This window comes from Kiloniellales bacterium, from assembly GCA_030064845.1.
Taxonomy (GTDB): domain Bacteria; phylum Pseudomonadota; class Alphaproteobacteria; order Kiloniellales; family JAKSDN01; genus JASJEC01.
The window spans coordinates 1-21736 of sequence record JASJEC010000053.1 but is presented as its reverse complement, the minus strand read 5'-3'; the positions used below and the strand labels follow the sequence as shown (position 1 = coordinate 21736).

23 protein-coding genes are annotated in these 21736 nt (G+C 68.1%); 18 read left to right on the top strand and 5 right to left on the bottom strand.

Annotated elements, in window-relative coordinates:
• The first annotated feature begins 4 nt into the window (after positions 1-4).
• The 7 genes from QNJ67_16810 to QNJ67_16780 are packed head-to-tail and all read left to right on the top strand — an operon-like array spanning position 5 to position 6501.
• Positions 5-778, top strand: coding sequence for an ABC transporter permease (locus QNJ67_16810; protein MDJ0610638.1), 774 nt, complete (start codon positions 5-7; stop codon positions 776-778).
• Positions 775-1554, top strand: a complete 780-nt coding sequence (locus tag QNJ67_16805) for an ATP-binding cassette domain-containing protein (protein MDJ0610637.1) — start codon at positions 775-777, stop codon at positions 1552-1554. Before QNJ67_16810 ends, QNJ67_16805 begins: the two co-directional genes overlap by 4 nt.
• Before the next feature lie 51 nt (positions 1555-1605).
• A complete protein-coding gene (gene radA, locus QNJ67_16800; GenBank protein MDJ0610636.1) occupies positions 1606-3051 on the top strand; it encodes a DNA repair protein RadA in 1446 nt (481 codons plus the stop codon).
• 58 nt (positions 3052-3109) lie between these two features.
• The gene (locus QNJ67_16795; GenBank protein MDJ0610635.1) at positions 3110-3748 is read left to right on the top strand and encodes a CvpA family protein; all 639 of its coding nucleotides are present in this window, start codon (positions 3110-3112) and stop codon (positions 3746-3748) included.
• A 20-nt stretch (positions 3749-3768) separates the two neighbouring features.
• Complete coding sequence (purF, locus tag QNJ67_16790; protein MDJ0610634.1) at positions 3769-5226, top strand: amidophosphoribosyltransferase; 1458 nt, start codon at positions 3769-3771, stop codon at positions 5224-5226.
• Between the two features lie 37 nt (positions 5227-5263).
• On the top strand, positions 5264-5773 hold the full coding sequence (locus QNJ67_16785; protein ID MDJ0610633.1) for a DUF2937 family protein: 510 nt from the start codon (positions 5264-5266) through the stop codon (positions 5771-5773).
• Positions 5770-6501 carry an SDR family NAD(P)-dependent oxidoreductase gene (locus tag QNJ67_16780; GenBank protein ID MDJ0610632.1) on the top strand — a complete coding sequence of 244 codons (732 nt, stop codon included), beginning with the start codon at positions 5770-5772 and terminating at the stop codon, positions 6499-6501. The genes QNJ67_16785 and QNJ67_16780 overlap by 4 nt, the downstream gene beginning before the upstream one ends.
• A gap of 10 nt (positions 6502-6511) precedes the next feature.
• Here QNJ67_16780 and rnd read toward each other — a convergent pair whose 3' ends face one another.
• Positions 6512-7669 (bottom strand): ribonuclease D, encoded by a 1158-nt coding sequence (rnd, locus tag QNJ67_16775; protein MDJ0610631.1) that lies wholly within the window; start codon positions 7667-7669, stop codon positions 6512-6514.
• Between the two features lie 184 nt (positions 7670-7853).
• Here rnd and aspS point away from each other — a divergent pair, with 184 nt between their 5' ends.
• Together aspS and QNJ67_16765 are read left to right on the top strand one after the other, a co-directional pair.
• Positions 7854-9641 (top strand): aspartate--tRNA ligase, encoded by a 1788-nt coding sequence (gene aspS, locus QNJ67_16770; GenBank protein ID MDJ0610630.1) that lies wholly within the window; start codon positions 7854-7856, stop codon positions 9639-9641.
• A gap of 71 nt (positions 9642-9712) precedes the next feature.
• Positions 9713-10282, top strand: coding sequence for a pentapeptide repeat-containing protein (locus tag QNJ67_16765; GenBank protein MDJ0610629.1), 570 nt, complete (start codon positions 9713-9715; stop codon positions 10280-10282).
• Positions 10283-10478: 196 nt separating this feature from the next.
• On the opposite strand, the gene QNJ67_16760 is transcribed toward QNJ67_16765, so the two are convergent.
• The gene (locus tag QNJ67_16760) at positions 10479-10679 is read right to left on the bottom strand and encodes a hypothetical protein (GenBank protein ID MDJ0610628.1); all 201 of its coding nucleotides are present in this window, start codon (positions 10677-10679) and stop codon (positions 10479-10481) included.
• An 83-nt stretch (positions 10680-10762) separates the two neighbouring features.
• Between QNJ67_16760 and QNJ67_16755 the strand changes: the two genes are divergently transcribed.
• Positions 10763-11011 carry a hypothetical protein gene (locus QNJ67_16755; protein MDJ0610627.1) on the top strand — a complete coding sequence of 83 codons (249 nt, stop codon included), beginning with the start codon at positions 10763-10765 and terminating at the stop codon, positions 11009-11011.
• A complete protein-coding gene (locus tag QNJ67_16750) occupies positions 10978-11979 on the top strand; it encodes a DMT family transporter (GenBank protein MDJ0610626.1) in 1002 nt (333 codons plus the stop codon). The genes QNJ67_16755 and QNJ67_16750 overlap by 34 nt, the downstream gene beginning before the upstream one ends.
• An 8-nt stretch (positions 11980-11987) precedes the next feature.
• On the opposite strand, the gene QNJ67_16745 is transcribed toward QNJ67_16750, so the two are convergent.
• The 3 genes from QNJ67_16745 to QNJ67_16735 form a co-directional block, all read right to left on the bottom strand.
• Entirely contained in the window at positions 11988-12917 is a 930-nt protein-coding gene (locus QNJ67_16745) for a dihydrodipicolinate synthase family protein (protein MDJ0610625.1), read from the bottom strand.
• A gap of 63 nt (positions 12918-12980) precedes the next feature.
• Entirely contained in the window at positions 12981-13193 is a 213-nt protein-coding gene (locus tag QNJ67_16740; GenBank protein MDJ0610624.1) for a hypothetical protein, read from the bottom strand.
• 80 nt (positions 13194-13273) lie between these two features.
• On the bottom strand, positions 13274-14149 hold the full coding sequence (locus QNJ67_16735) for a LysR family transcriptional regulator (protein MDJ0610623.1): 876 nt from the start codon (positions 14147-14149) through the stop codon (positions 13274-13276).
• A 230-nt stretch (positions 14150-14379) separates the two neighbouring features.
• On the opposite strand from QNJ67_16735, the gene QNJ67_16730 reads away from it, so the two are divergent.
• The 7 genes from QNJ67_16730 to QNJ67_16700 form a co-directional block, all read left to right on the top strand.
• Positions 14380-14859, top strand: coding sequence for a hypothetical protein (locus QNJ67_16730; GenBank protein MDJ0610622.1), 480 nt, complete (start codon positions 14380-14382; stop codon positions 14857-14859).
• A 113-nt stretch (positions 14860-14972) separates the two neighbouring features.
• Positions 14973-16400, top strand: coding sequence for a mercuric reductase (locus QNJ67_16725; protein ID MDJ0610621.1), 1428 nt, complete (start codon positions 14973-14975; stop codon positions 16398-16400).
• A 29-nt stretch (positions 16401-16429) separates the two neighbouring features.
• Positions 16430-17185: a VTT domain-containing protein gene (locus tag QNJ67_16720; protein MDJ0610620.1), complete on the top strand. Its 756-nt coding sequence runs from the start codon at positions 16430-16432 to the stop codon at positions 17183-17185.
• A gap of 96 nt (positions 17186-17281) precedes the next feature.
• A complete protein-coding gene (locus QNJ67_16715) occupies positions 17282-18187 on the top strand; it encodes a phytanoyl-CoA dioxygenase family protein (GenBank protein ID MDJ0610619.1) in 906 nt (301 codons plus the stop codon).
• Between the two features lie 43 nt (positions 18188-18230).
• Positions 18231-18644, top strand: a complete 414-nt coding sequence (locus QNJ67_16710) for a hypothetical protein (protein MDJ0610618.1) — start codon at positions 18231-18233, stop codon at positions 18642-18644.
• 154 nt (positions 18645-18798) lie between these two features.
• Positions 18799-19302 (top strand): hypothetical protein, encoded by a 504-nt coding sequence (locus tag QNJ67_16705; GenBank protein MDJ0610617.1) that lies wholly within the window; start codon positions 18799-18801, stop codon positions 19300-19302.
• A gap of 297 nt (positions 19303-19599) precedes the next feature.
• Positions 19600-21736 (top strand): PKD domain-containing protein (locus QNJ67_16700; protein ID MDJ0610616.1); only part of this gene is annotated, 2137 nt, incomplete at its 3' end.

Genomic DNA, 21736 nt, shown 5'->3' with positions numbered 1-21736 from the left:
GCCCGTGCCAATCCTCCAGCCCATTGGCCGGGCCTTCATCGGATTCCTGGCCGCCACGGGTCGCCTCGTCTGGTTCGCCGGCATGGGCGTCTCCCACTGCGTCCGGCCGCCGTTCTTCCTGCGGATCGTCGGGCGCCAGATGGTTGAGATCGGCTACTACTCCCTGCCGGTGGTCGGCCTGACCGCGATCTTCACCGGCATGGTGCTGGCGCTGCAGAGCTACACCGGCTTCGCCCGCTTCTCCGCGGAGAGCGCCATTCCCCAGGTCGTGGTGGTCTCGATCACCCGGGAGCTGGGACCGGTTCTGGCCGGGCTCATGGTGACCGGGCGGATCGCGGCGGCCATGGCGGCCGAGATCGGCACGATGCGCGTGACCGAGCAGATAGACGCGCTCGACACACTGGCGACCAACCCCTTCAAGTATCTGGTCGCGCCGAGGCTGATCGCCGGCACGGCCATGCTGCCGCTGCTGGTCGTGGTGGCCGACTCGATCGGCGTTTTTGGCGGCTACGTCGTGTCGATTTTCAAGCTCGGCTTCAATCCCGGCAACTATATCCGCAACACTATCGAATTCGTCGAGGTGACCGACGTCGTCTCGGGCCTGGTCAAGGCCGGCGTCTTCGGCTTCATCATCACGCTGATGGGCTGCTACCACGGCTACCATTCCAAGGGCGGCGCCCAGGGCGTCGGTACCGCGACCACGAACGCCGTCGTCTCCGCGTCGATCCTGATCTTCTGCTTCAACTATTTCATCACCGAGATCTTCTTCGCGCGATGACCCAGCCGGTCCCCAAGATCGCCATCAGCGGCCTGTCCAAGGCCTTCGACGACAAAATCGTGCTGGACGGCCTCGATCTCAATGTCGGCCAGCGGGAGTCCGTGGTCGTGATCGGCGGTTCGGGCACCGGCAAGTCGGTCATGCTGAAGTGCATCCTGGGCCTGCTCCACCCCGACCGGGGCAGCATCAAGGTCGACGGCGAGGAGGTCGTCGGCCTTCAGGGCTCCGACCTGGAGCGGGTGCGCAAGAAGTTCGGCATGCTGTTCCAGAACGCGGCGCTGTTCGATTCCATGCCGGTCTGGGAGAACGTCGCCTTCGGCCTGATCCAGGGCCAGGCCATGGCCCGCCCCGAGGCCAAGGAAATCGCGCTCGAGAAGCTGGCCGCGGTCGGTCTCGGGCCCCAGGTCGGCGAGCTCTGGCCGGCGGAGCTGTCCGGCGGCATGCGCAAGCGGGTGGGCCTGGCGCGGGCGATCGCGACCTCGCCGGAGATCATCTTCTTCGACGAGCCGACCACCGGCCTCGACCCGATCATGGGCGACGTCATCAACGACCTGATCGTCAAGTGCGTCCGCGAGCTGGGCGCAACCGCGCTCTCGATCACCCACGACATGGCCAGCGCCCGCAAGATCGCCGACCGCATCGCCATGCTCTACGAGGGCAAGATCATCTGGCAGGGGCCGACCGGGGAGGTCGACCGCTCGGGCAATCCCTACGTGGAGCAGTTCATCAACGGGCTCGCCGAGGGACCCATCGAGATGCAGGTCCGCGCCGTGTGACCAAGCGGCGCGCCGGGAACGGAATCGTGCACGCCAAGCGGCTTGGAGGTGATGGCTAATCGGACCGCCCGCTACGCCTGCCAGTCTTGCGGCGCCTCCTACGCCAAGTGGAGCGGGCGCTGCGAAGCCTGCGGCGCGTGGAATACGATCACCGAGGAGAGCACCGGCGTCGGCGCCCCCGGGGGTCTGGGCCAACGCCGGGGCCGCCCGCGGCCGCTCGATTTCGTCGCCCTGAAGGGCGAGAGCCGGGAAGCGCCGCGCCACTCGACCGGGCTCGCCGAGCTCGACCGTGTCTGCGGCGGCGGCTTCGTCGAGGGCTCCGCCATCCTGATCGGCGGCGATCCCGGGATCGGCAAGTCGACGCTGCTGCTCCAGGCCGCGGCCAGCCTGAGCCTCGGCGCGGCCGGCGCAGGCGAGGCGGCGGGCCCACCGATCTACGTCTCGGGCGAGGAGTCGATCGAGCAGATCCGCCTGCGGGCCCGGCGCCTGGGCCTCGCGGACGCGGCGGTCCGGCTCGCCGCGGCGACCTCGGTGCGCGACATCGCCGCCGCGCTGGAGACGGGCGAGCCGCCGGGCCTCGCCGTCATCGACTCCGTGCAGACGCTCTTCGTCGATACCCTCGATTCGGCGCCCGGCACCGTGGCCCAGGTGCGGGCCAGCGCCCAGGAACTGATCAGGTTGGCGAAACGCCGCGGCTTCGCGCTCTTTCTCGTCGGCCACGTCACCAAGGAAGGCGCGATCGCCGGCCCCAAGGTTTTGGAGCACATGGTCGATACGGTTCTTTACTTCGAGGGAGAACGGGGCCATCAGTTCCGTATCCTACGCGCGGTGAAGAATCGATTCGGTCCGACCGACGAAATCGGCGTGTTCGAGATGACCGACGCAGGTTTGATGGAGGTGGCCAATCCCTCGGCCCTGTTCCTGGCGGAACGGCGCGGGCAGGTGGCCGGTGCCGCGGTCTTCGCCGGCCTGGAAGGCACGCGCCCCCTGCTGGTGGAGATCCAGGCCCTGGTCTCGCCCTCGCCCCTGGCGACGCCGCGCCGCGCCGTGGTCGGCTGGGACTCCGCGCGCCTCGCGATGGTTCTTGCGGTGCTCGAGGCCCGATGCGGGCTGGTGCTGGCCGGCCGGGACATCTATCTCAACGTGGCCGGCGGCCTCAGGATCAGCGAACCGGCGGCCGACCTCGCCGTCGCCGCCGCGCTGGTGTCGGCCGCGCTGAACGCGCCGGTGCCCGAGGATACCGTCATCTTCGGCGAGGTCGGCCTGTCCGGCGAGGTCCGCTCGGTCGGGCGCAGCGACGCCCGCCTGAAGGAAGCGGAGAAGCTCGGCTTCACCAGAGCCCTGATGCCGCGGCGCCGGTCGAGCGGTGAGGGCGCGGCGAAGCAAGGACTGGAGCGGATCGAGATCGGCCATCTGCGGGACCTGCTGGCGCGCTTTGAGGCCGGGCCGCGGGACGCGCCCGCCGGCTGGCCCGGCCCGGCGGCCGGAAATGCCTGAGGCCGCGGCGGGCCGAACCGGCCGGCGACCGGCGCCCCCGCTGCGGGAGGAGAGCTGATTGGCTGTCTTGGATGTCGTGATCCTGGTCGTCCTGGCCGTCTCGGCGCTGTTCGCCTTCCTGCGCGGTTTCGTCCACGAGCTGCTGGCGATCGCCGCCTGGGCCGGGGCCGTCGCCGCCGCGCTCTACGGCTTCACGCCTCTGGCGCCGATCGTCCGGGACCTGACAGGCCTGGGCGCCATGGCCGACTTCGGCGCCGCCATGGCGATCTTCTTCTTCGTCCTGATCATCCTGACCCTGCTCAACCGCTTGATCGCCAAGCGGGTCCAGAGCAGCTCGCTCAGCACTCTCGACCGCTCGCTCGGTCTCGTATTCGGGATCCTGCGCGGTGCCCTCCTGATCTGCATCCTGTGGATCTTCGTCGTCTGGGCCGTGCCGAGCCGGGACTTCCCGGACTGGGTGACCGAGGCGAGAATTCTACCAGTAGTAGAGAAAGGTGCCAGCTATCTCTATGCATTGGTGCCGGAAGAGCTGCAGCCCGATGACGAGCCCGATCTCGACAACTCGGCCCTGGACTTCGAGCAGAGCTTCCAGCTCCTGGTCCGGCCGGAGCCAAAAAGTGATGGTTCCTTAGGTGTCAGCGGGTATAACGAGCGCGAACGCAAAGAAATGGAACGGCTCATCGAGGCCCAGCAGTGAGTAACGCGGAGTCATCCGGGCTGCCTCGGACCAACCCCTTCGACGACGACAAGCTGCGCGAGGAATGCGGCCTGTTCGGGATCTTCGGGGAGGACGCCGACGCGGCGGCTCACACGGCCCTCGGCCTCCATGCGCTCCAGCACAGGGGACAGGAAGCGGCCGGGATCGTCACTTGGGACGGCGAGCACTTCCACGCCCACAGAGACCTGGGCTACGTCGGCGACATCTTCTCGGACGAGCGCGTGATCACGCGCCTGGCGGGCGGCGCGGCCATGGGCCATGTCCGCTACTCGACGGCGGGCGATACGGTGCTGCGCAACGTCCAGCCGCTGTTCGCCGACCTTCAGTTCGGCGGCTTCGCCCTGGCCCATAACGGCAACCTGACCAACGCGGTCAGGCGCCGGAGCGAGCTGGTCGAGCGCGGCTCGCTGTTCCAGTCGACCATGGACACCGAGGTGATCGTTCACCTGGTCGCCACCTCGCGCGCCGCGACCACGGTCGACCGGGTGATCGAAGCCCTGCGCCAGGTCGAGGGCGCCTACGCCCTGGTCGCCATGACGGCGAACTGCGTGATCGGCGTGCGCGACCCGCTGGGCGTGCGCCCCCTCGTGCTCGGGCGGCGCGGCGGCTCCTATATCGTGACCTCGGAGACCTGCGCGCTCGACATCATCGGCGCCGAGTTCCTGCGTGACGTCGAGCCCGGCGAGATGGTGGTGCTCGACGAGAGCGGCGTCCACTCGCTGCGCCCCTTCCCGCCGTCGTCCTGCCGGTTCTGCATCTTCGAGCACATCTATTTCGCCCGGCCCGATTCCCTGGTCGAGGGCGCCAGCGTCTACGAGACGCGCAAGCGCATCGGCGCCGAGCTGGCGAAGGAGAGCGGGGTGCCGGCGGACGTCGTCATCCCCGTCCCCGACTCCGGGCTCCCCGCGGCAATCGGCTACGCCGAGGCGGCGGCGGTGCCCTTCGAGCTGGGCATCATCCGGAACCACTACGTCGGCCGCACCTTCATCGAGCCGGCGCAGACCATCCGGAACCTGGGCGTGAAGCTGAAGCACAACGCCAACCGGACGTCGATCGAAGGCAAGCGCGTCGTCATGGTTGACGACTCGATCGTGCGCGGCACCACCTCGATAAAGATCGTCGAAATGGTGCGCGCGGCCGGAGCGGTCGAGGTCCATATGCGGATCGCCGCGCCGCCGACCACCCACTCCTGCTTCTACGGCATCGATACGCCGGCGCGCGACGAGCTTCTGGCCGCGCGGATGGATCTGGACGAGATGGCCCGGCACATCGGCGTCGACAGCCTCGCCTTCATCTCGCTCGACGGGCTCTACCGGGCCATGGGCGAGACGGGACGCAACAACAACGCGCCGCAGTACTGCGACGCCTGCTTCACCGGGGACTATCCGACCCGGCTGACCGACAGGGAGGTCACGGGCCAGCAGGCCCAGCTAACCCTTTTGGCGGAGCTCGCCTAGGAGCCGCACGCTCCGGGCTCCGGGAAAGAGGTCTCCTATGATCGGTCGCATTCTCAACGGCATGATTGCCATCATCGGCGCCCTGGGCTTCGCCCAGTTTCCCGCCTTCTTCCAGCAGTACCTCCAGCGCCTGGGCGGCCGGCTCGACCAGGCGCGCTGGGACATGCAGCGCACGCTCGACGACGCGACCAGCGCCGGCCGCACTCTGGAGGCCTACATCGCCGAGCTCCAGACCGCCGACTCCGAGGCGGCCCGGCTCGCCGCCAGGCGCGAGCTGGAACGGCTCGAGAGCTTCGGCGCCCTGCAGCACGCCTACGAGAGTCTGGCCCTGGCCGGTGTCTGGCAGCGGCCTGTGACCTTCGCCCGCAACTTCGACCACTCGATCGCAGAGGAGACGCTCCGGGTCTTCGAGCCGGCCCTGCTGATGACGCCCGAGGCGCTGTCCTACGCCGCCTTCGGCATGGTGCTCTGTCTCTTCCTCTACGCCGGCGGAGAGCTGGGCGCCCGCAAGGTGGCCTTCAGGATCAGGGAAGGAACCTGGATATAGCGGACGAGGGCAAAGCGGCGGGCGGACGCCTCGACGGACGGATCGCCCTGATCACCGGCGCCTCGCGCGGCATCGGCGCCGCGGTCGCGCGGCGCTTCGGCGACGAGGGCGCGCAGGTCGTGCTGACCGCGCGCACGGTCGGCGGCCTGGAGGAGGTCGACGACGAGATCCGCAAGGCCGGCGGCCGCCCGGCGGTCCTGGTGCCGATCGATCTGCGCAAGGGCGAGAAGATCGACCAGCTCGGCGCGGCGCTCTTCGAGCGCTTCGGGCGGCTCGACGTCCTGGTCGGCAACGCCGCCGTGCTCGGCGCCCTCTCGCCGACCGGCCATCTCGCGCCGCAGACCTGGGCCGAGACCATGGAGGTCAACGTCAACGCCAACTGGCGCCTGATCCGCTCCCTGGATCCCCTGCTGCGCCAGTCCGACGCCGGCCGTGCGATCTTCGTGACCTCGGGGGTCACCCAGAAGGCCTTCGCCTACTGGAGCGCCTACGCCGCCTCCAAGGCGGCGCTCGAAGCCCTGGTGATGAGCTACGCCGCCGAGGTCGAGAAGACGGCGCTCAAGGTCAACCTGATCGATCCGGGCATCCGGCGCACCCGCCTCCGGGCCCAGGCTTTCCCGGGCGAGAACCCGGCGAGCCTGCCCGAGCCGGACAGCGTGGCGCACCACTTCGTTCCGCTGGCCGCCGTCGACTGCACACGCCACGGCGAACGGGTCCGCACGACTTGAGAGGCGCGGCTCAGCCGCTCTCGACCGGGACGGCGCGCACCTTGCGGCCCTCGATCCCCAGCGCCAGGCGGCCCTCCTTGAGGGCCAGCGCATCCTTGCCGAAGATCTCGTAGCGCCAGCCCTTGAGGGCGGGCACGTCGGGCGAGGGTCCGGCCGCGATCAGCTCCAGGTCCGAGGTGCTGGCGACCAGCCGCTGGGCGACGTCCTCCTGCTCGCAGCGCATCTTCAGGAGCACCCGCAGCAGGTCGATCATCGGGCCGATGCCCTTGGGCGGCTCGAAGCGCTCCGGCGCCTGCGGGCAGTCCTCGTCGGGCACCGCCTTGCCTTCTTGGACCGCGGCCAAAATGGCCCGCCCGAAGCGCCCCGTCGCCATTTCCCGGTTCAGGCCGCGGCTGCGGGCCAGCGCCTCCGGCGTCTCCGGGATGTGGGCGGCGATATCGAACAGCTGCTCGTCGCGCAGGACCCGGCCGCGAGGCACGTCGCGCCGCTGCGCCTCGGTCTCCCGCCACGCGGCGAGCGACCGCAGGACAGCGAGGTAGCGGGGGTTGGACGAGCGGGTCTTGAGCCGCCGCCAGGCGTTCCAGGGGTCCGTATCGTAGGTGCCCGGATCGGTCAGCAGCGCCATCTCCTCGGACAGCCACTCGCCGCGCCGGTTCTTCGCCAGGTGCTTCGCCAGCTGCCGGTAGATCGGCCGCAGGTGGTCGACGTCGGACAGGGCGTAGCGCAGCTGGCGCGCGGTCAGCGGCCGGTGAGCCCAGTCGGCGAAGCGCGAGGCCTTGTCCAGCTTGGCCCCGACCAGCTTGCGGGCGAGGGTGTCGTAGGCGACCGACTCGCCGAAGCCGCAGACCATGGCCGCCACCTGGGTATCGAAGATCGGCGCCGGCAGGGCGCCCCAGAGGTGATAGAAAATCTCCAGGTCCTGGCGTGCCGAGTGGAAGACCTTCAGGACCGAGGGATCGAGCAGCAGCGCCTTGAGCGGTGCGAGATCCAGGTCCGGCGCCAGGGCGTCGACCGCGGCGAGCTCCTCGGGGCCGCCGACCTGCACCAGGCAGAGCTGCGGCCAGTAGGTCCGCTCGCGGATGAATTCCGTGTCGACGGTGATGAACTCGGAGTCCGCTTGGCGCGCGCAGAAATCGGCCAGGGCCGATGACTCGGAGATCAAGGTCATGGCCTGCGGTATACAAGCTGGACGCCCGGCGCGAAAGCCATCTTCGAGCCGTCGCGGCAGAGGGCAGGGGCCTCCAGCTCCTCCGCCCGGCCCGGACCGGCCCCGGCCTTGACAAAACCCGGGCCGCTGTGCCTCTTGCGCGCGGTCTTTCGATCGCTCATTTCCGACCTCTGGGAAACGTTCCATGCACCTCTACCGCACCCACACCTGTGGAGAGCTGCGCCTGTCCGACGCGGGCGCCGAGGCCCGGCTGTCCGGCTGGGTGCACCGCAAGCGCGACCACGGCCAGCTGCTGTTCATCGACCTGCGCGACCACTACGGGCTGACCCAGTGCGTGGTCGACGTCTCCAGCCCCCTGCTGGAGGCCCTCGAGGCCCTGAAAAACGAGAGCGTGGTCACCGTGACCGGGTCGGTGGTCAAGCGCGACGCGGAGACCGTGAACCCCCGGCTGCCGACCGGCGAGGTCGAACTCAAGATCGAGACCTTCGAGCTCGTCTCCGCCGCGGAGTTGCTGCCGCTCCAGGTCAACGCCGAGGAAGACGCCGGCGAGGAGACCCGCCTGCGCTATCGCTATCTCGACCTCCGGCGCGAGAAGATGCAGGAGCGCATCGTCCTGCGCTCGCAGATCATCTCCTCGATCCGCCGGCGCATGATCGAGCAGGGCTTCACCGAGTTCCAGACGCCGATCCTGACCGCCAGCAGCCCCGAGGGCGCGCGCGACTACCTCGTGCCGAGCCGGATCCATCCGGGCAAGTTCTACGCCCTGCCGCAGGCGCCGCAGATGTTCAAGCAGCTGCTGATGGTCGCGGGCTTCGACCGCTACTTCCAGATCGCGCCCTGCTTCCGCGACGAGGACGCGCGCGCCGACCGCTCGCCCGGCGAGTTCTACCAGCTCGACTTCGAGATGAGCTTCGTCACCCAGGAGGACGTCTTCGCCGCCCTGGAGCCGGTGCTGCACGGCGTCTTCGAGGAGTTCGGCAAGGACCGCGAAGTAACCGCGCCGCCCTTCCCGCGTATCCCCTTCGACGAGGCCATGCTGAAGTACGGCACCGACAAGCCGGACCTGCGCAACCCGATCGAGATCGTCGACGTGACCGAGGCCTTCCGGGGCGGCGGCTTCGGCATCTTCGCCAAGGCGATCGAGGGCGGCGCCGTGGCGCGGGCGATCCCGGCGCCGGGCGCGGCCGCGCGGCCGCGCAGCTTCTTCGACAAGCTGAACGACTGGGCGCGGAGCGAGGGCGCGGCCGGCCTGGGCTACATCATCTTCGCCGACGGCGAGGCCAAGGGCCCGATCGCCCGCAACCTGGAGCCGGAGCGCGCGGCGGCGATCAAGCAGGCCGCCGGCCTCTCGGACGGCGATGCGGTCTTCTTCGCCTGCGACAAGCCGAAGGCGGCGGCGCGCTTCGCCGGGACCGTCCGTGACCGCCTGGGCCAGGACCTGGATATCCTGGAGCCGGGCGTTTTCCGCTTCTGCTGGATCGTCGACTTCCCGATGTACGAGCTGGACGAGGACACCGGCGAGATCGAGTTCAGCCACAACCCCTTCTCCATGCCCCAGGGCGGCCTCGAGGCTCTGGAGAACCAGGACCCGCTGGCGATCAAGGCCTATCAGTACGACATCGTCTGCAACGGGGTGGAGCTCTCTTCCGGGGCCATCCGGAACCACCTGCCCGAGGTCATGATCAAGGCCTTCGGCATCGCCGGCTACGCGCCCGAGGAGGTCGAGAGCCGCTTCGCCGGCCTGTTCACGGCGCTCCGCTACGGCGCGCCGCCCCACGGCGGCTCGGCGCCGGGCATCGACCGGATCGTCATGCTGCTGGCCGAGGAGCCGAACATCCGCGAGGTGGTCGCCTTCCCGATGAACCAGCGGGCCGAGGACCTGATGATGCAGGCCCCCGCCGAGGTCGAGCCGAGGCGCCTCAAGGAGCTCTCGATCAAGCTGGCCCTGCCGCCGCGCAAGGCCGAGAGCTGAGACTTCCTTTACCCTCATCTGTGCTATGGTGCGACCGGTTCGAACCTGCGGGATCGGGGAGTCGAGGATCCATGAGCAGATTGTCTAAGGGAATCAGGGGGGTCGCAGCGCTGGCGCTGCTCGGCCTCGCGGCGGCCTGCGCGCCGACCAACCTCGAGGCCTACAAGTCGCCGAACTGCACGACCGACCCAAACACCACCTGGGGCGAGGTTCTTGGCAGCGGATCCGTGGTCGTGAACTGGTCCGGCTGCGACAAGTCCGGGGCCGACCTCTCCGGCCTCGACCTGAGCGCGGCGGACCTCTCGGGGGCGAACCTCAGCGGCGCGGACCTCAGCGGCACCGAGCTGGCCGGGGCCATCCTGGTCGAAACCGACCTGAGCGGCGCGAACCTCGGCGGCGCCGACCTGACCGGCGCCTCGGTGGCGCGCGCCGACCTCAGCGAGGCAGACCTGCGCGGCGCGCGGCTGCGCGGTATCAGCCTCCTGCGGTCGAACCTCTCGGGCGCCATCTTGGAGCAGGTCGACCTGACCGGCGTGAACCTGCGCGATACCGACCAGACCGGGACGATCTTCTACGGCGCGACCTGGATCTACGGCATCTACATCTGCGGCCCGGACTCCGTCGGCGGCTGCCGGCGCTGAGGCTGCCCGGCCGGGGCCCGGCGAAAACCTGGCCGGCTGCTCGAAAGGTGCTCAGTCTGGACCCTCACCCTTCGACAAGAGTGCGGAGCACTCGCGCTACGCGCGGGTGAGGGCGATGGTTTCAGACACTTACCCTCATCCTGAGCTTGTCGAAGGATGAGGGTGATCAGGGGCTCCAGGTTCTTTTGTCAACCTGCTAGCGGTCGGTGCCGTTCACCTGCATGGGCACGCCGCCGGCCATGGCGCTGGTGTGCCTGCACTTGAGCGAATCGGGCGCGACGTAGCAGGCGCTCTCGTCCGCGGGGCGTTCCGCGGCTTCCGGTGGGGGCGGGGCGCAGGCGCCTAGAGCGAAGAGCCAGATGCCCGAGAGAAGTGCGGCCGTCCTGTGCCTCGACATGGAATGGGTCTCTCGTTGTAGTCTGTCCGGCGGGCGGCCGGCCCGGACCCGCGTCCGGAACGACGCCGTGCCTCCTTTATCCCATGGCTGAACACGACGAAGAACCCTTTACACTGACGGTCGAGTGCTATGCTGGGCACCGGGGCGAAGAGACGCCGCGGCGCTTCCGGCTCGGTCAGCGCAGCATCGAGGTGGCCGAGCTGCGCGACAGCTGGCTTGCGCCGGACCACCGCTACTTCAAGGTCGCCGATGCCGAGGGGCGCTGCTACATTCTGCGGCACGACACGGCGACCGGACGATGGAGCCTGACCAGCTACAAGGCCGAGGAATAGCCCGCGCCCGCGAGGAAACTCTCGACGGCGCCGCCGACACGCTCCCGGACCGGCCGCAGGCCGCGCGCGCCGCCGCCGCGTCGCGCAACGGCATCGTCTGCATGGTGCTCGGCTCGGCGCTGCTGACCATGAACGACGCGATCCTGAAGTGGCTGACCGCCGGCTACCCGGTCGGCGAGCTGATGTTCCTGCGCGGCCTCTTCGTCGCGCTGCCGATCACGCTGCTCGCGTGGCGCGACGGCGGCGTCGCCTCTCTGCGCCTGGTCAGACCGGTCGGCACGATCTTCCGCGCCCTGCTGGTCGTGGCCTCGGCCTTTATGTTCATCACCGGGCTCAGGTACCTGCCGCTGGCCGACGCCTACGCGATCGCCTTCGCCGGCCCGCTCTTCATGACCCTGCTCGCCATGGTCTTCCTCGGCGAGAAGGTTGGCTGGCGCCGCTGGCTGGCGGTCATCGTCGGCTTCCTCGGCGTCTTGGTGATCATCCGGCCGGCCGGCGAGGGCCTCGGCTGGGTCGCCCTCCTGCCGCTCGGCGCCGCCGTCTTCGGCGCGCTGCGGGACGTGGTGACCCGGCGCATTTCGGCCGAGGAGTCGTCGACCGCCATCCTCGCGGTCACTACCCTGGCCGTGACCCTGGCGGGCCTCGCTACCTGGCCCTTCGGCTGGCTGATGCCGACCGCGCGGGACGTCGCCCTCATGGCGCTCTCCGGTCTCTTGATCGGCGGCGCCCACTTCCTGCTGATCGAGGCGGTGCGCCTGGCCGAGCTCGGCCTGGTCGCGCCCTTCAAGTACAGCGCGCTGATCTGGAGCGTCCTGCTCGGCTTCCTGATCTGGGGTGACCTGCCGGACTTCTGGACCTGGGTCGGCTCGGCCATCGTGATCGCCAGCGGCCTCTACATCCTCCGGCGCGAGGCCGTGCTCCGGAGGCCAGAGCGCACGGTGCCCCGTCCCAGCCCGGATCCGAGTTGAAGAAAGATCTACTGCGCCGCCACCGGCCGGTCTTGGGCGTCCAGCAGGCCGATGTCGCGTAGGATCGCGCGCAGGATCTCGCGCTGGCCCTCGTCGAAATCCATCATGGGCGGCCGGGTGTGCCCGCCGGGCTTGCCCAGCAGGTTCATGGCCTCCTTGATCGCCACGTAGGAATTGCCGGCCGCCGAGAGGATGTCGTAGGCCCGCGCCATCCTGTTGTGCAGCGGGCGCGCGCGCGCGTAATCGCCGGCGCGCGCCGCTTCGTAGAGCTCGACCGCCATGGTCCCGACCACCTGGGGCAGCATGGCCACGGCCCCGGCCGCGCCCAGGGCGACCCCGGGCAGCAGCAGGTCCTCGAGGCCGACGAAGACCTTGAGCTCGGGCCCGCAGGTCCGGATCAGGTCGGACACCGGGTAGATGTCGAAGGAGGTGTCCTTGATCGCCACGATGCCGTCGATCCGGTTCATCAGGTGGGCGACGAAGCGGGCTTCCAGGGTGACGTTCACGTAGCGTGGGCTGTTGTAGAGCATCACCGGCAGGCCGCTTTCCCCCGCCACCCGGCGATAGAATTCCTCCAGCTCCCGCTCGCCCGGCGAGGCGTAGACCGGCGGCAGCAGCAGCAGGCCGTCGCAGCCGACTTTCTGTGCATGACGGGCGAAATCCACCACCTCTTCGGTCCGGGTCGCCGCCGACCCGGCCAGGACCGGCACGCGCCCGGCCACCTGATCGGCCGCGATCTCGAAGACGCGCTTGCGTTCCTCGGCGCTCATCAGGAAGAACTCGCCGGTGCTGCCGGCCGTGATCAGGCCGTGGCAGCCGGCCTCGAGCACCAGGTCGACGACCCGGCGGTAGGCGGTCTCGTCCAGGTCGCCGTTCTCGGCGAAGGGCGTCACGATCACGGCGAAGGAGCCGTGCCAATCGACCTGCGGTCTGCCCATGCTCTTCTCCCCCAAAAGGCGCCCGCCCCGTGAACCTCCGGGGCTCTTCGCCGGAGAGCGCGGTCAGCCGGCGCCGTTGATGCGGCCGCAGGCCGAGACGCAGGAAGCCTGTGCTTCCGGGTCGGAAAAGAGGTTGGAGCAGGTCCGGAAGCACTCGGTGATCTCGTCCAGGCTGGGCCCGGTGCACCCATCTTGCGCGCCGGTCTCTCCCGGGTTCAAGAGCAGAAGGCACGAGGCCAGGACGATCGCGGCCGCGACGGCCGAAACGCGCTGCATGAGTCTCTCCCTGTCGCGCATTGCTGGGAGGCCACTATAGCGCGCGGGGCCCTTTCCGCCGCGTTAAAGCGGCGCCGGTCTCAGCCGTGCCACTCCATATGGCGGCTGAGGCGCAGAAAGGCCGAGACGGCGGGCGAGAAGCGGCGCCCCGCGACCGTCAAGAGGCTGATCTGCCGCTTGACCTCGGGTTCGACCAGGACGCGGGTCGAGAGACCCGGCAGCTGCGGCAGGTGCTCGGGCATGATCGAGCAGCCCAGCCCGGCCAGCACCAGGGCCTGCACCCAGTCTTCGCGCTCGCTGCTGTACCGCAGGTCGATGCGCGGCGGCTCGGTCAGGTCCAGATGGGCGAGGAAGTCCATGAACTCGCAGTTCAGCCGCTTCAGGTAGGCCTCGTTGTCCAGTTCGCGAAGCGGCACCGCGGGCATGTCGTTGAACCGGTGGTTAGCCGGGAAGGCGATCACATAGCGCTCTTCGAACAGCGGCAGGGCGTCGATCCGTTCCTCGTAGCTCGGCAGGCCGACGATCGCGACGTCCAGCTCGCCGGACAGCAGGTCCCGGACCAGGCGGTGCCCCGGCGCCTCGTGCAGCTGCAGTTCCAGCGAGGGGATCTCTCGGTGCAGGCGGCTGAAGAAGGGGACCAGGCGGTTCGGGGCGATGGTGCACATCATGCCGAGGCGCAGCGGCGCGCGCTCCAGGGCGTGGAATTCCTCCGCCTCGGCGCTGGCCGCGAGCGAGGCGTCGCGCACCGCGCGCAGGTGCGGCAGCATCAGGCGGCCGAGATCGGTCAGGTGGGTGCGGTTCCGTTCGCGCCGGAACAGGGGGCCGCCGAGCTCGTCCTCGAGCTTCTGGATCGCCCGGGTCAGGGACGGCTGGGCGACGTTGCAGCGCTCAGCCGCGCGGGTGAAGTTCAGGGTCTTGCAGACCGCCAGGAAGTAACGGACCTGGTGCATCTCCATGACCGGCTCCTCAGGGCTATCTTTAATGAATCTTTACACAAAAACTATCACGTTCCCGTGATTTTACCAGTCAATCGGCCAAAGTAAGGCCTAACTGATCTATATCGATACCGCATGGCTATTGAAACGGGAGCCATCCGATATTTCCATTAAGGCCGGGGTGGTCCTACCTGATAGCCAACGGAACGTTATTCAGACCCATACGCCCGAGGGGCTAGGAGAGGATTATCATGACTGCTTCCAAACAAAGGACCACGATCAAGTCCGTACTGGCCGCTGGCGCGATGACGCTGGCTTTCGCGTCGGCCGGCGCCGCCGCAGAGCCGACGGTGATCGAGCTGACCCAGACCGCCTGCCAGTTCGTCGAGTCGGAGAACGGCGTCGACCACGGCTTCCAGACCAGCCGCAAGGCGGACTGCCAGGCGATCAACGAGAAGACCCTTGACGAGCGCGTGGCCAAGGCCAAGACGTTCGAGCTGAAGCCCGGCAAGTACATCTTCCGCGTCACCAACAAGAACGTGCCCTACGACCTGGGCTTCTGGGTCCGCGGCGCCAGCCTGGTCGGCCGGGCAACCCTGCCGAGCGTCTCCGGCGGCGGCCTCTCCCAGGGCGTGACCAAGGACTACGTGATCGAGCTTAAAGAGGGCGAGTACCTCTATTCCTGCCCGCTCAATCCGACGCCCGACTACAAGATCGTCGTGAAGAGCTGATCCCCTTTCCGGACCGGCGGCCCGCCAGAGAGATCTCCCGCCCGAGGAGGCGGGAACCGGCGCGGGTCCCGGACCGGGACATCCCGACAAGCGAGAGGAGAGGAGCTAGACCGATGACCGACGTCATCAAGTGCGACATCTGCGTGATCGGCGCCGGCTCCGGCGGGCTTTCGGTAGCCGCCGGCGCTTCTCAGATGGGCGCGAAGACCGTGCTCATCGAAAAGGGCAAGATGGGCGGCGACTGCCTCAACACCGGCTGCGTCCCCTCCAAGTCCCTGATCGCCGCCGGCCATGCGGCCGAGTCGATCCGCAACAGCGGCCGCTTCGGCGTGAACGGCCACGAGCCGAGCGTCGACTTCGCCAAGGTCAACGATCACGTTCACAATGTCATCGGCGCCATCGCCCCGCACGACTCGGTCGAGCGCTTCGAGGGTCTGGGAGTCCAGGTGATCAAGGAGACCGCCAGGTTCGTCGGCCGCAACGAGGTCGAGGCCGGCGGCAAGCGCATCCGCGCCCGCCGCTTCGTGGTCGCGACCGGCTCCTCGGCCGCCGTGCCGCCGATCCCCGGCCTCGACGGCGTGCCCTACATGACCAACGAGACGGTCTTCGAGCTGCGCGAGCGGCCCGAGCACCTGATCGTCATAGGCGGCGGACCGATCGGCGCCGAGCTCGCCCAGGCGCACCGGCGCCTCGGCTCCGAGGTCACCATCCTCGAGATGTTCCGCATCCTTGGCCGGGACGACCCCGACGCCGCCGAGGTGGTCCGCAAGCGCATGGCCGCCGAGCGGATCGCCATGCTGGAAGGCATCTCGATCACCGGCGTCGCCAAGAAAGGCAACGGGATCGCGGTCACCATCGAGAAGGACGGCGAGCAGAAGACCGTCTCCGGATCCCACCTGCTGGTCGCCGCCGGGCGACGTGCCAACGTCGATGGGCTCGGCCTCGAGGCCGCGGGCATCGAATACACGCCCAAGGGCATCACGGTCGACGCGCGCCTGCGCACGACCAACAAGAAAGTCTTCGCCATAGGCGACGTGGCCGGCGGCCTGCAGTTCACCCACGTGGCCGGCTACCACGCGGGCATCGTGATCCGCAACGCGCTCTTCTCCCTGCCGGCCAAGGCCGACAAGGCGGTGGTGCCCTGGGTCACCTACACCGATCCCGAGATCGCGCACGTCGGGCTGACCGAGGCCGAGGCGCGCAAGAGCCACGGCGACGGCATCAAGGTGCTGACCTGGTCGTTCGAGGAGAACGACCGCGCCCAGGCCGAGCAGGAGACCGAGGGTCTGGTCAAGGTCGTGGTTGGCCCGAAGGGTCGCATCCTGGGCGCGACCATCGCCGGTCCCCACGCCGGCGAGCTGCTGCAGCCCTGGGTGCTCGCGATCACCCAGAAGCTCAAGATCGGCGCCATGGCCAACATCATCGCCCCCTATCCCACTCTGGGCGAGGTCAACAAGCGGGTCGCCGGCAGCTACTACACGCCCTCGCTATTCAGCGAGCGCACCCGCCGCGTGGTTGGCTGGCTGCAGATGCTGCCGTGACCGGGCACAGGAAAGAGGAGACGGAAGAGATGTCGCAAGCTCAGAACGGCGAGGCGCTCGCCATGCCACCTCAGAGATCCAACGGCCTGGTCAAGCGCTTGGCGCCGCTCGGCGTCCTGGTCGCCGGCACCGCCGCGTTCTTCGGCTTCGGACTCCAGGATTACGTCACCTTCGAGGCCCTGCGCGAGCACCGCGCCTTCCTGGCCGACTTCGTGGATCGCCAGATCGTCGCGGCGGTCGCTGTCTTCGTCGTCGCCTACGCCGTCTCGACCGCGCTCTCCCTGCCGCTGGGCGCTCTGCTCAGCGTGACCGGGGGCTTTCTCTTCGGCAGCCTGCTGGGCTCATTCTGGATCGTGGTCGGCGCCACGATCGGGGCGGCCGGCATCTTCCTCGCCGCCAAGACCGCGTTCGGCGACGTGCTGCGCGCCAAGGCCGGTCCCTTCCTGGCCAAGATGGAGGCGGGCTTCCAGGAGAACGCCTTCAGCTACATGCTGGTGCTGCGCCTGGTGCCACTGTTTCCCTTCTTCATCGTCAACCTGGTGCCGGCCTTCCTCGGGGTGAACCTCCGGACCTATGTCGTCGCCACCTTCATCGGCATCATCCCCGGGGCCTTCGTTTTCGCCACGGTGGGCGCCGGCCTCGGCAGCGTGTTCGACGCCAACGAGTCCTTCTCCTTCGCGGGCATCCTGACGCCCCAGGTCTGGGCCGCCCTGATCGGCCTGGCCGCCCTCTCGCTGCTGCCGGTCGCCTACAAGAAGTTCAAGGCGGGCAGGCAGGCGGCCTGAGCCTTCGTCGTTACCCGACCCCTGTATCGCGGCCGGTCCTTCCCTGGACCGGCCGTTTTCCTGTAGCCTCTGGCGATCAGCCACGCCGGAGGGGACATGACCAGCATTCGTGCGCTGCCGCCGCCAGAGCCGGATAAGCCCTTGAAGCGGCTTGCCGCCGAGCAAGTTGCGGCTTTCCAGGACGACGGTTTCCTCCTGTTGCCCGGGCTGTTCGCGTCCGACGAAGTCGCCTTGGTCCAGGACCTGCTGCGCCACGACTCCTCGGTCGGCGAACACAGCGTCGGGATCATCGATTCCTCCGGCGCGCCGGCGGAGATCTTCGGCTGGTCGGGCGCCAGCGAGGACGTGCTGGGGGCCTTCGTGCGCATCGCCCGCCTGGTCGAGGCCGCCGAGGACCTCCTGGGCGGCCAGCCGGTCTATCACTGGCATTCCAAGCTCAGCATGAAGCGGCCGGGCAGCGCCGGGCGCTGGGACTGGCACCAGGACTTCGGCTCCTGGTACCGGGAGGGCTGCCTCAGGCCCGAGATGCTGACCGCCATGGTGGCGGTCGACCGGACCACGCCGGAGAACGGCTGCGTCCAGCTGCTGCGCGGCTCGCACAGGCTCGGCCGGATCGACCACGTGCCCATCGGGCCGTCCCACGGCGCCGACCCCGCGGTGGTCGCCCGGGCGCTGGAAGCGCTGGAGACTGTCGCCTGCGTCATGGAGCCGGGCGACGTGGTCTTCTTCCACGGCAACACGCTGCACGCCTCGGGCGGCAACACCAGCGAGACCAGCCGTACGCTGCTCCACGTCTCCTACAACACGGTGCGCAACCAGCCTACGGACCCGCTGGTGATCCACGCCTTCGAGCCGCTCGAGGTGCTGCCCGACGACGCGCTCCTGACCGGCGCCTTCGCGCCCAGGCTGGACCAGGCTGCGCTCACCCGCCGCATCGAGCTGCGCCGCAAGCAGAAGATCGGCGAGGTCTACGGTTACCAGGTTGCCGGCCCGAAAGGTTGAGCGGTTGGTGTCTGCAGTCGGTGATGAGAGGGTGACGGAAAGAATGCGAAGCCTGCGCACCACGGCAATCATGGCGCTGCTGTTCATCGTCGGCGCCTGCACGATCAATCTGAAAGACATCCGCCGCACCGAGCCGGTCCGTACGGTGAACTACACCGGCTCGTTCGAAGAAATGGCGCTATGCGTGGAAGCCCGCCTTGGCGGCAAGTGGAACCGTGATCTCTATAAGCCGGAAATCTCGATCTACGACAGCGTCAAGGCTCACACCAACCGGGGCGTTTCCCACTATGCCATGACGATCACCCAGACCGACAAGAAGGGCGGTTTCGTCGTATGGCAGAAGATCCCGGAAGGCGAGATGGACCAATTCGTGGTCGACAGGTTCTGGTCGCCCGTCGTTGCCTGCGCCGAAGAGGTCGGCAGGCAGGCCGACCCCGGGGAATCCGCAGCGCTCTAGCTTGAGGAGAGTGGCCTGTCGGCGCCGAGGGGCAGCATGACGATGACTTTCTGCGCGTAATTCAGGCTTCGAAATTGTTTCTCAAAATGCCGGAGAGCAGCCGCGAGGAACAAGCGCTCGAACTACTCGGATAGTGGTGGCTCTGGTGAGGTCCATGAAGTTTGTCTTTTACGCGTTGGTGGTTTTCCCCCTGGTACTGGTGGTGATCTTCTCCGGCTGGAAATGGATCGACAACGCCCGCTTTGCCCGCAACTTCTTCCAGGACAAGGTCGAGATTGTGCGGGTCGTGGCCTCCAAGAAGTGGCACGACTTTTCAGACGACCATTTCGCATGCACCTATGCGGCGGTTGAGTTCTCGGAGGCGAGCGCCGACCTGCTGCGCGCTCAGGGCCCTCGGGCGCTGATCGGCAGAGGCTGGTTCGATGGCGGGGTCGAGCAATGGAACTTGTCGTGGGAGCCGACCCCGACCGAAGCGCCCTACATAGACCACCTCGATACCTCATCGTGGTGGTGTCTGCAGTTTCTTCCGAAGCGGGAATTCGATCAGATCTCCGATAGTCTCACGAAGCCGGGATCCTGGTTCTACCGGGACCATCAAGTGCGCGCGATCCTCTCGGCGGAGCACCGCCTGGCGGTGACCCTCCGCTTCGGCGACTAGACGCGACAGGCATTCTCACCAGCGCCGTACCGCACGCAATAGTTGTAGCGCTATGAGGCTGTAAGCAACCGGTGCGGTCGACTGGTGGCCGAAACCACGCCAAATAAGAACTAAAAGTCCACATCGGTATGCGTATTACACGTATAAATAGTGACGTGAAAAACCCTACCCTTGAAGTGGATACCATATCGCGTTACCGTTTCACTCATAGTCAAAGTTTTTCGTCATGACGGGCGCGAATTCATCCGGGGGGATGAGAAACCAGCGGCCCGAAAAGAAGTTTAGGGGGAAGCAGCCATGTTCACGCTCTCATTGCGCCTTCTCCCGGTCTTGGCAGGCCTGTTCGCTTTAGCGCTTACGGGCGGCACAGCCCGCGCGCAGGCCGATCTGGAGGTCCTCGTCGCGACGGGCGATCCGGCACCGGGCACGGCGCCGGGTGTCGTGTTCTCCAGTTTCGGCACTCCCGTGACCAACGCGTCGGGGCAGGTTGCGTTTTTTGGTGTGGTGGACGGGCCCGGTGTCTTCAGCTCCAACAGGTTGGGCATCTGGGGCCCGGGCGCCATTGGCGCACTCGACCTGCTGGCGCGCTCGGGCAATCAGGCGCCAGGGACGCCGCCTGGCACCGTTTTTTCCAGTTTCAGTACCCCCTTGATCAACGCGGCGGGGCAGGTGGCGTTTCTAGGCTTGTTGACCGGCTCGGGCGTTCACGGGTCCAACAGGTTCGGCATTTGGGGCCCGGACGCCTCGGGTGCGCTCGGCCTGCTCGCGCGCGCGGGCGACCGGGCGCCGGGGACGAATGACGTGTTCTCCACCTTTAGCAGCCTCTTGCTCAATGAGGCAGGGCAGGTGGCGTTTAGGGGTTCTCTGCCCCGCGGCCAGGGCCCTTTCGGGGGTCTGAGACGCGACTTTGGCATCTGGGGGCCAGACGCCTCTGGTGCGCTCGGCTTGCTCGCGCTTGAGGACGCTCGTGCGCCGGGGACGGCGCCGGGTGCCGTGTTCTCTGCCTTCGGCGACCCCGTGCTCAACGCGGCGGGGCAGGTGGCGTTTGTAGGCATCTTGACCGGGTCGGGCGTCCACGGGTCCAACAGGTTCGGCATTTGGGGCTCGGACACCATGGGCGCGCTGGACCTGCTCGTACGTGCGGGCGATGAGGCGCCAGGAACGCTGCCGGATGTCGTGTTCGGAAGCTTTAGCAGCACCATTGCGCTCAATGCGTTGGGACAGCTGGCGTTTCAAGGGTCGTTGACGGGGCCGGACATCGATTTCTCGAACAGTAACGGCATTTGGGGTCCGGACGCCACGGGCGCACTCGGCCTGCTTGCGCGGAGCGGGGATCCGGCGCCGGGGACGCCGCCGGGCACCACCTTCTCCGGTGTGTTCAACCCTGTGCTCAATGCGGCGGGGCAGGTAGCATTCTTGGGTGACTCGAGGGGCGCGGACGTCAACGCCTCTAATGTTCGCGGTCTCTGGGGCTCAACCGCCACGGGCGCGCTCGGCCTGCTCGCACGTGTGGGTGATCCGGCGCCGGGGACACCTCCGGATGTTGAGTTCTCCCGCCTCTTCTCCCCCGTGCTAAATGCCGCGGGGCAGGTGGCCTTCATAGGCGATTTGAGGGGGCAGGGCGTCAACAGCGCTAACGATCGCGGCGTCTGGGGCCCAGCCGCTGCGGGCGCGCTCGGCCTGATCGCCCGGGAAGGCGATGTGATAGAAACTTCACCCGGCAGCAGTGCGCCAATAAGGTTCATTTCCTTTCGCACTGGTTCCGGCAACGAGGACGGCAGACCTTCCAGTCTGAGCGACAACAGCCAGACGGTCTCATCTGCTGGTCTGACGTCGGGTGGTTTCGTCATTCTACTGTCGAACGTGAACGCGCCTCCCGTTGCGGATGCGGGCCCCGACCAGCATCTCGAGTGCGCCGGTCCCGCCGGGACCCCGGTCGAGCTCAACGGCTCGGGCTCTTCAGATCCGGACGGCGACGCCTTGATCTATGCCTGGTCGCTCACCGAGGTTCCGCCGGTCAGCGCCGCGGCGCTCGACGATCCGACGGCTGCCAAGCCGAGCTTCAACGCGGACCGGCTGGGGGACTACACGGCCACCCTCGTGGTCAACGACGGCACGGTAGATAGCGGTCCGGACGTGGTCGCCGTCGCCGTGGAGGACAGCTTGGCGCCCGGCGTCGTCGCCGCGCTCACGCCCTTGGGCGAGGGGGACGACGACGGCGACAGCGACGAGGGCTTGTTCCGGATCGAGTTCGCCGCCGCCGACACCTGCGATGCCGCCCCCGCCTTGGCGGCGGTCCTGGACGTGGGCAACGGCGTCGAGCTTCCGGCCGTCGACGGCCAGACGATCGAGTTCGAGTTCGAGGACGAAGGGGTCGAGATCGAGCAGGAAGACGGCATCCTCGAAATCGAGGCGCCAAGCCTGACGCTCCGGG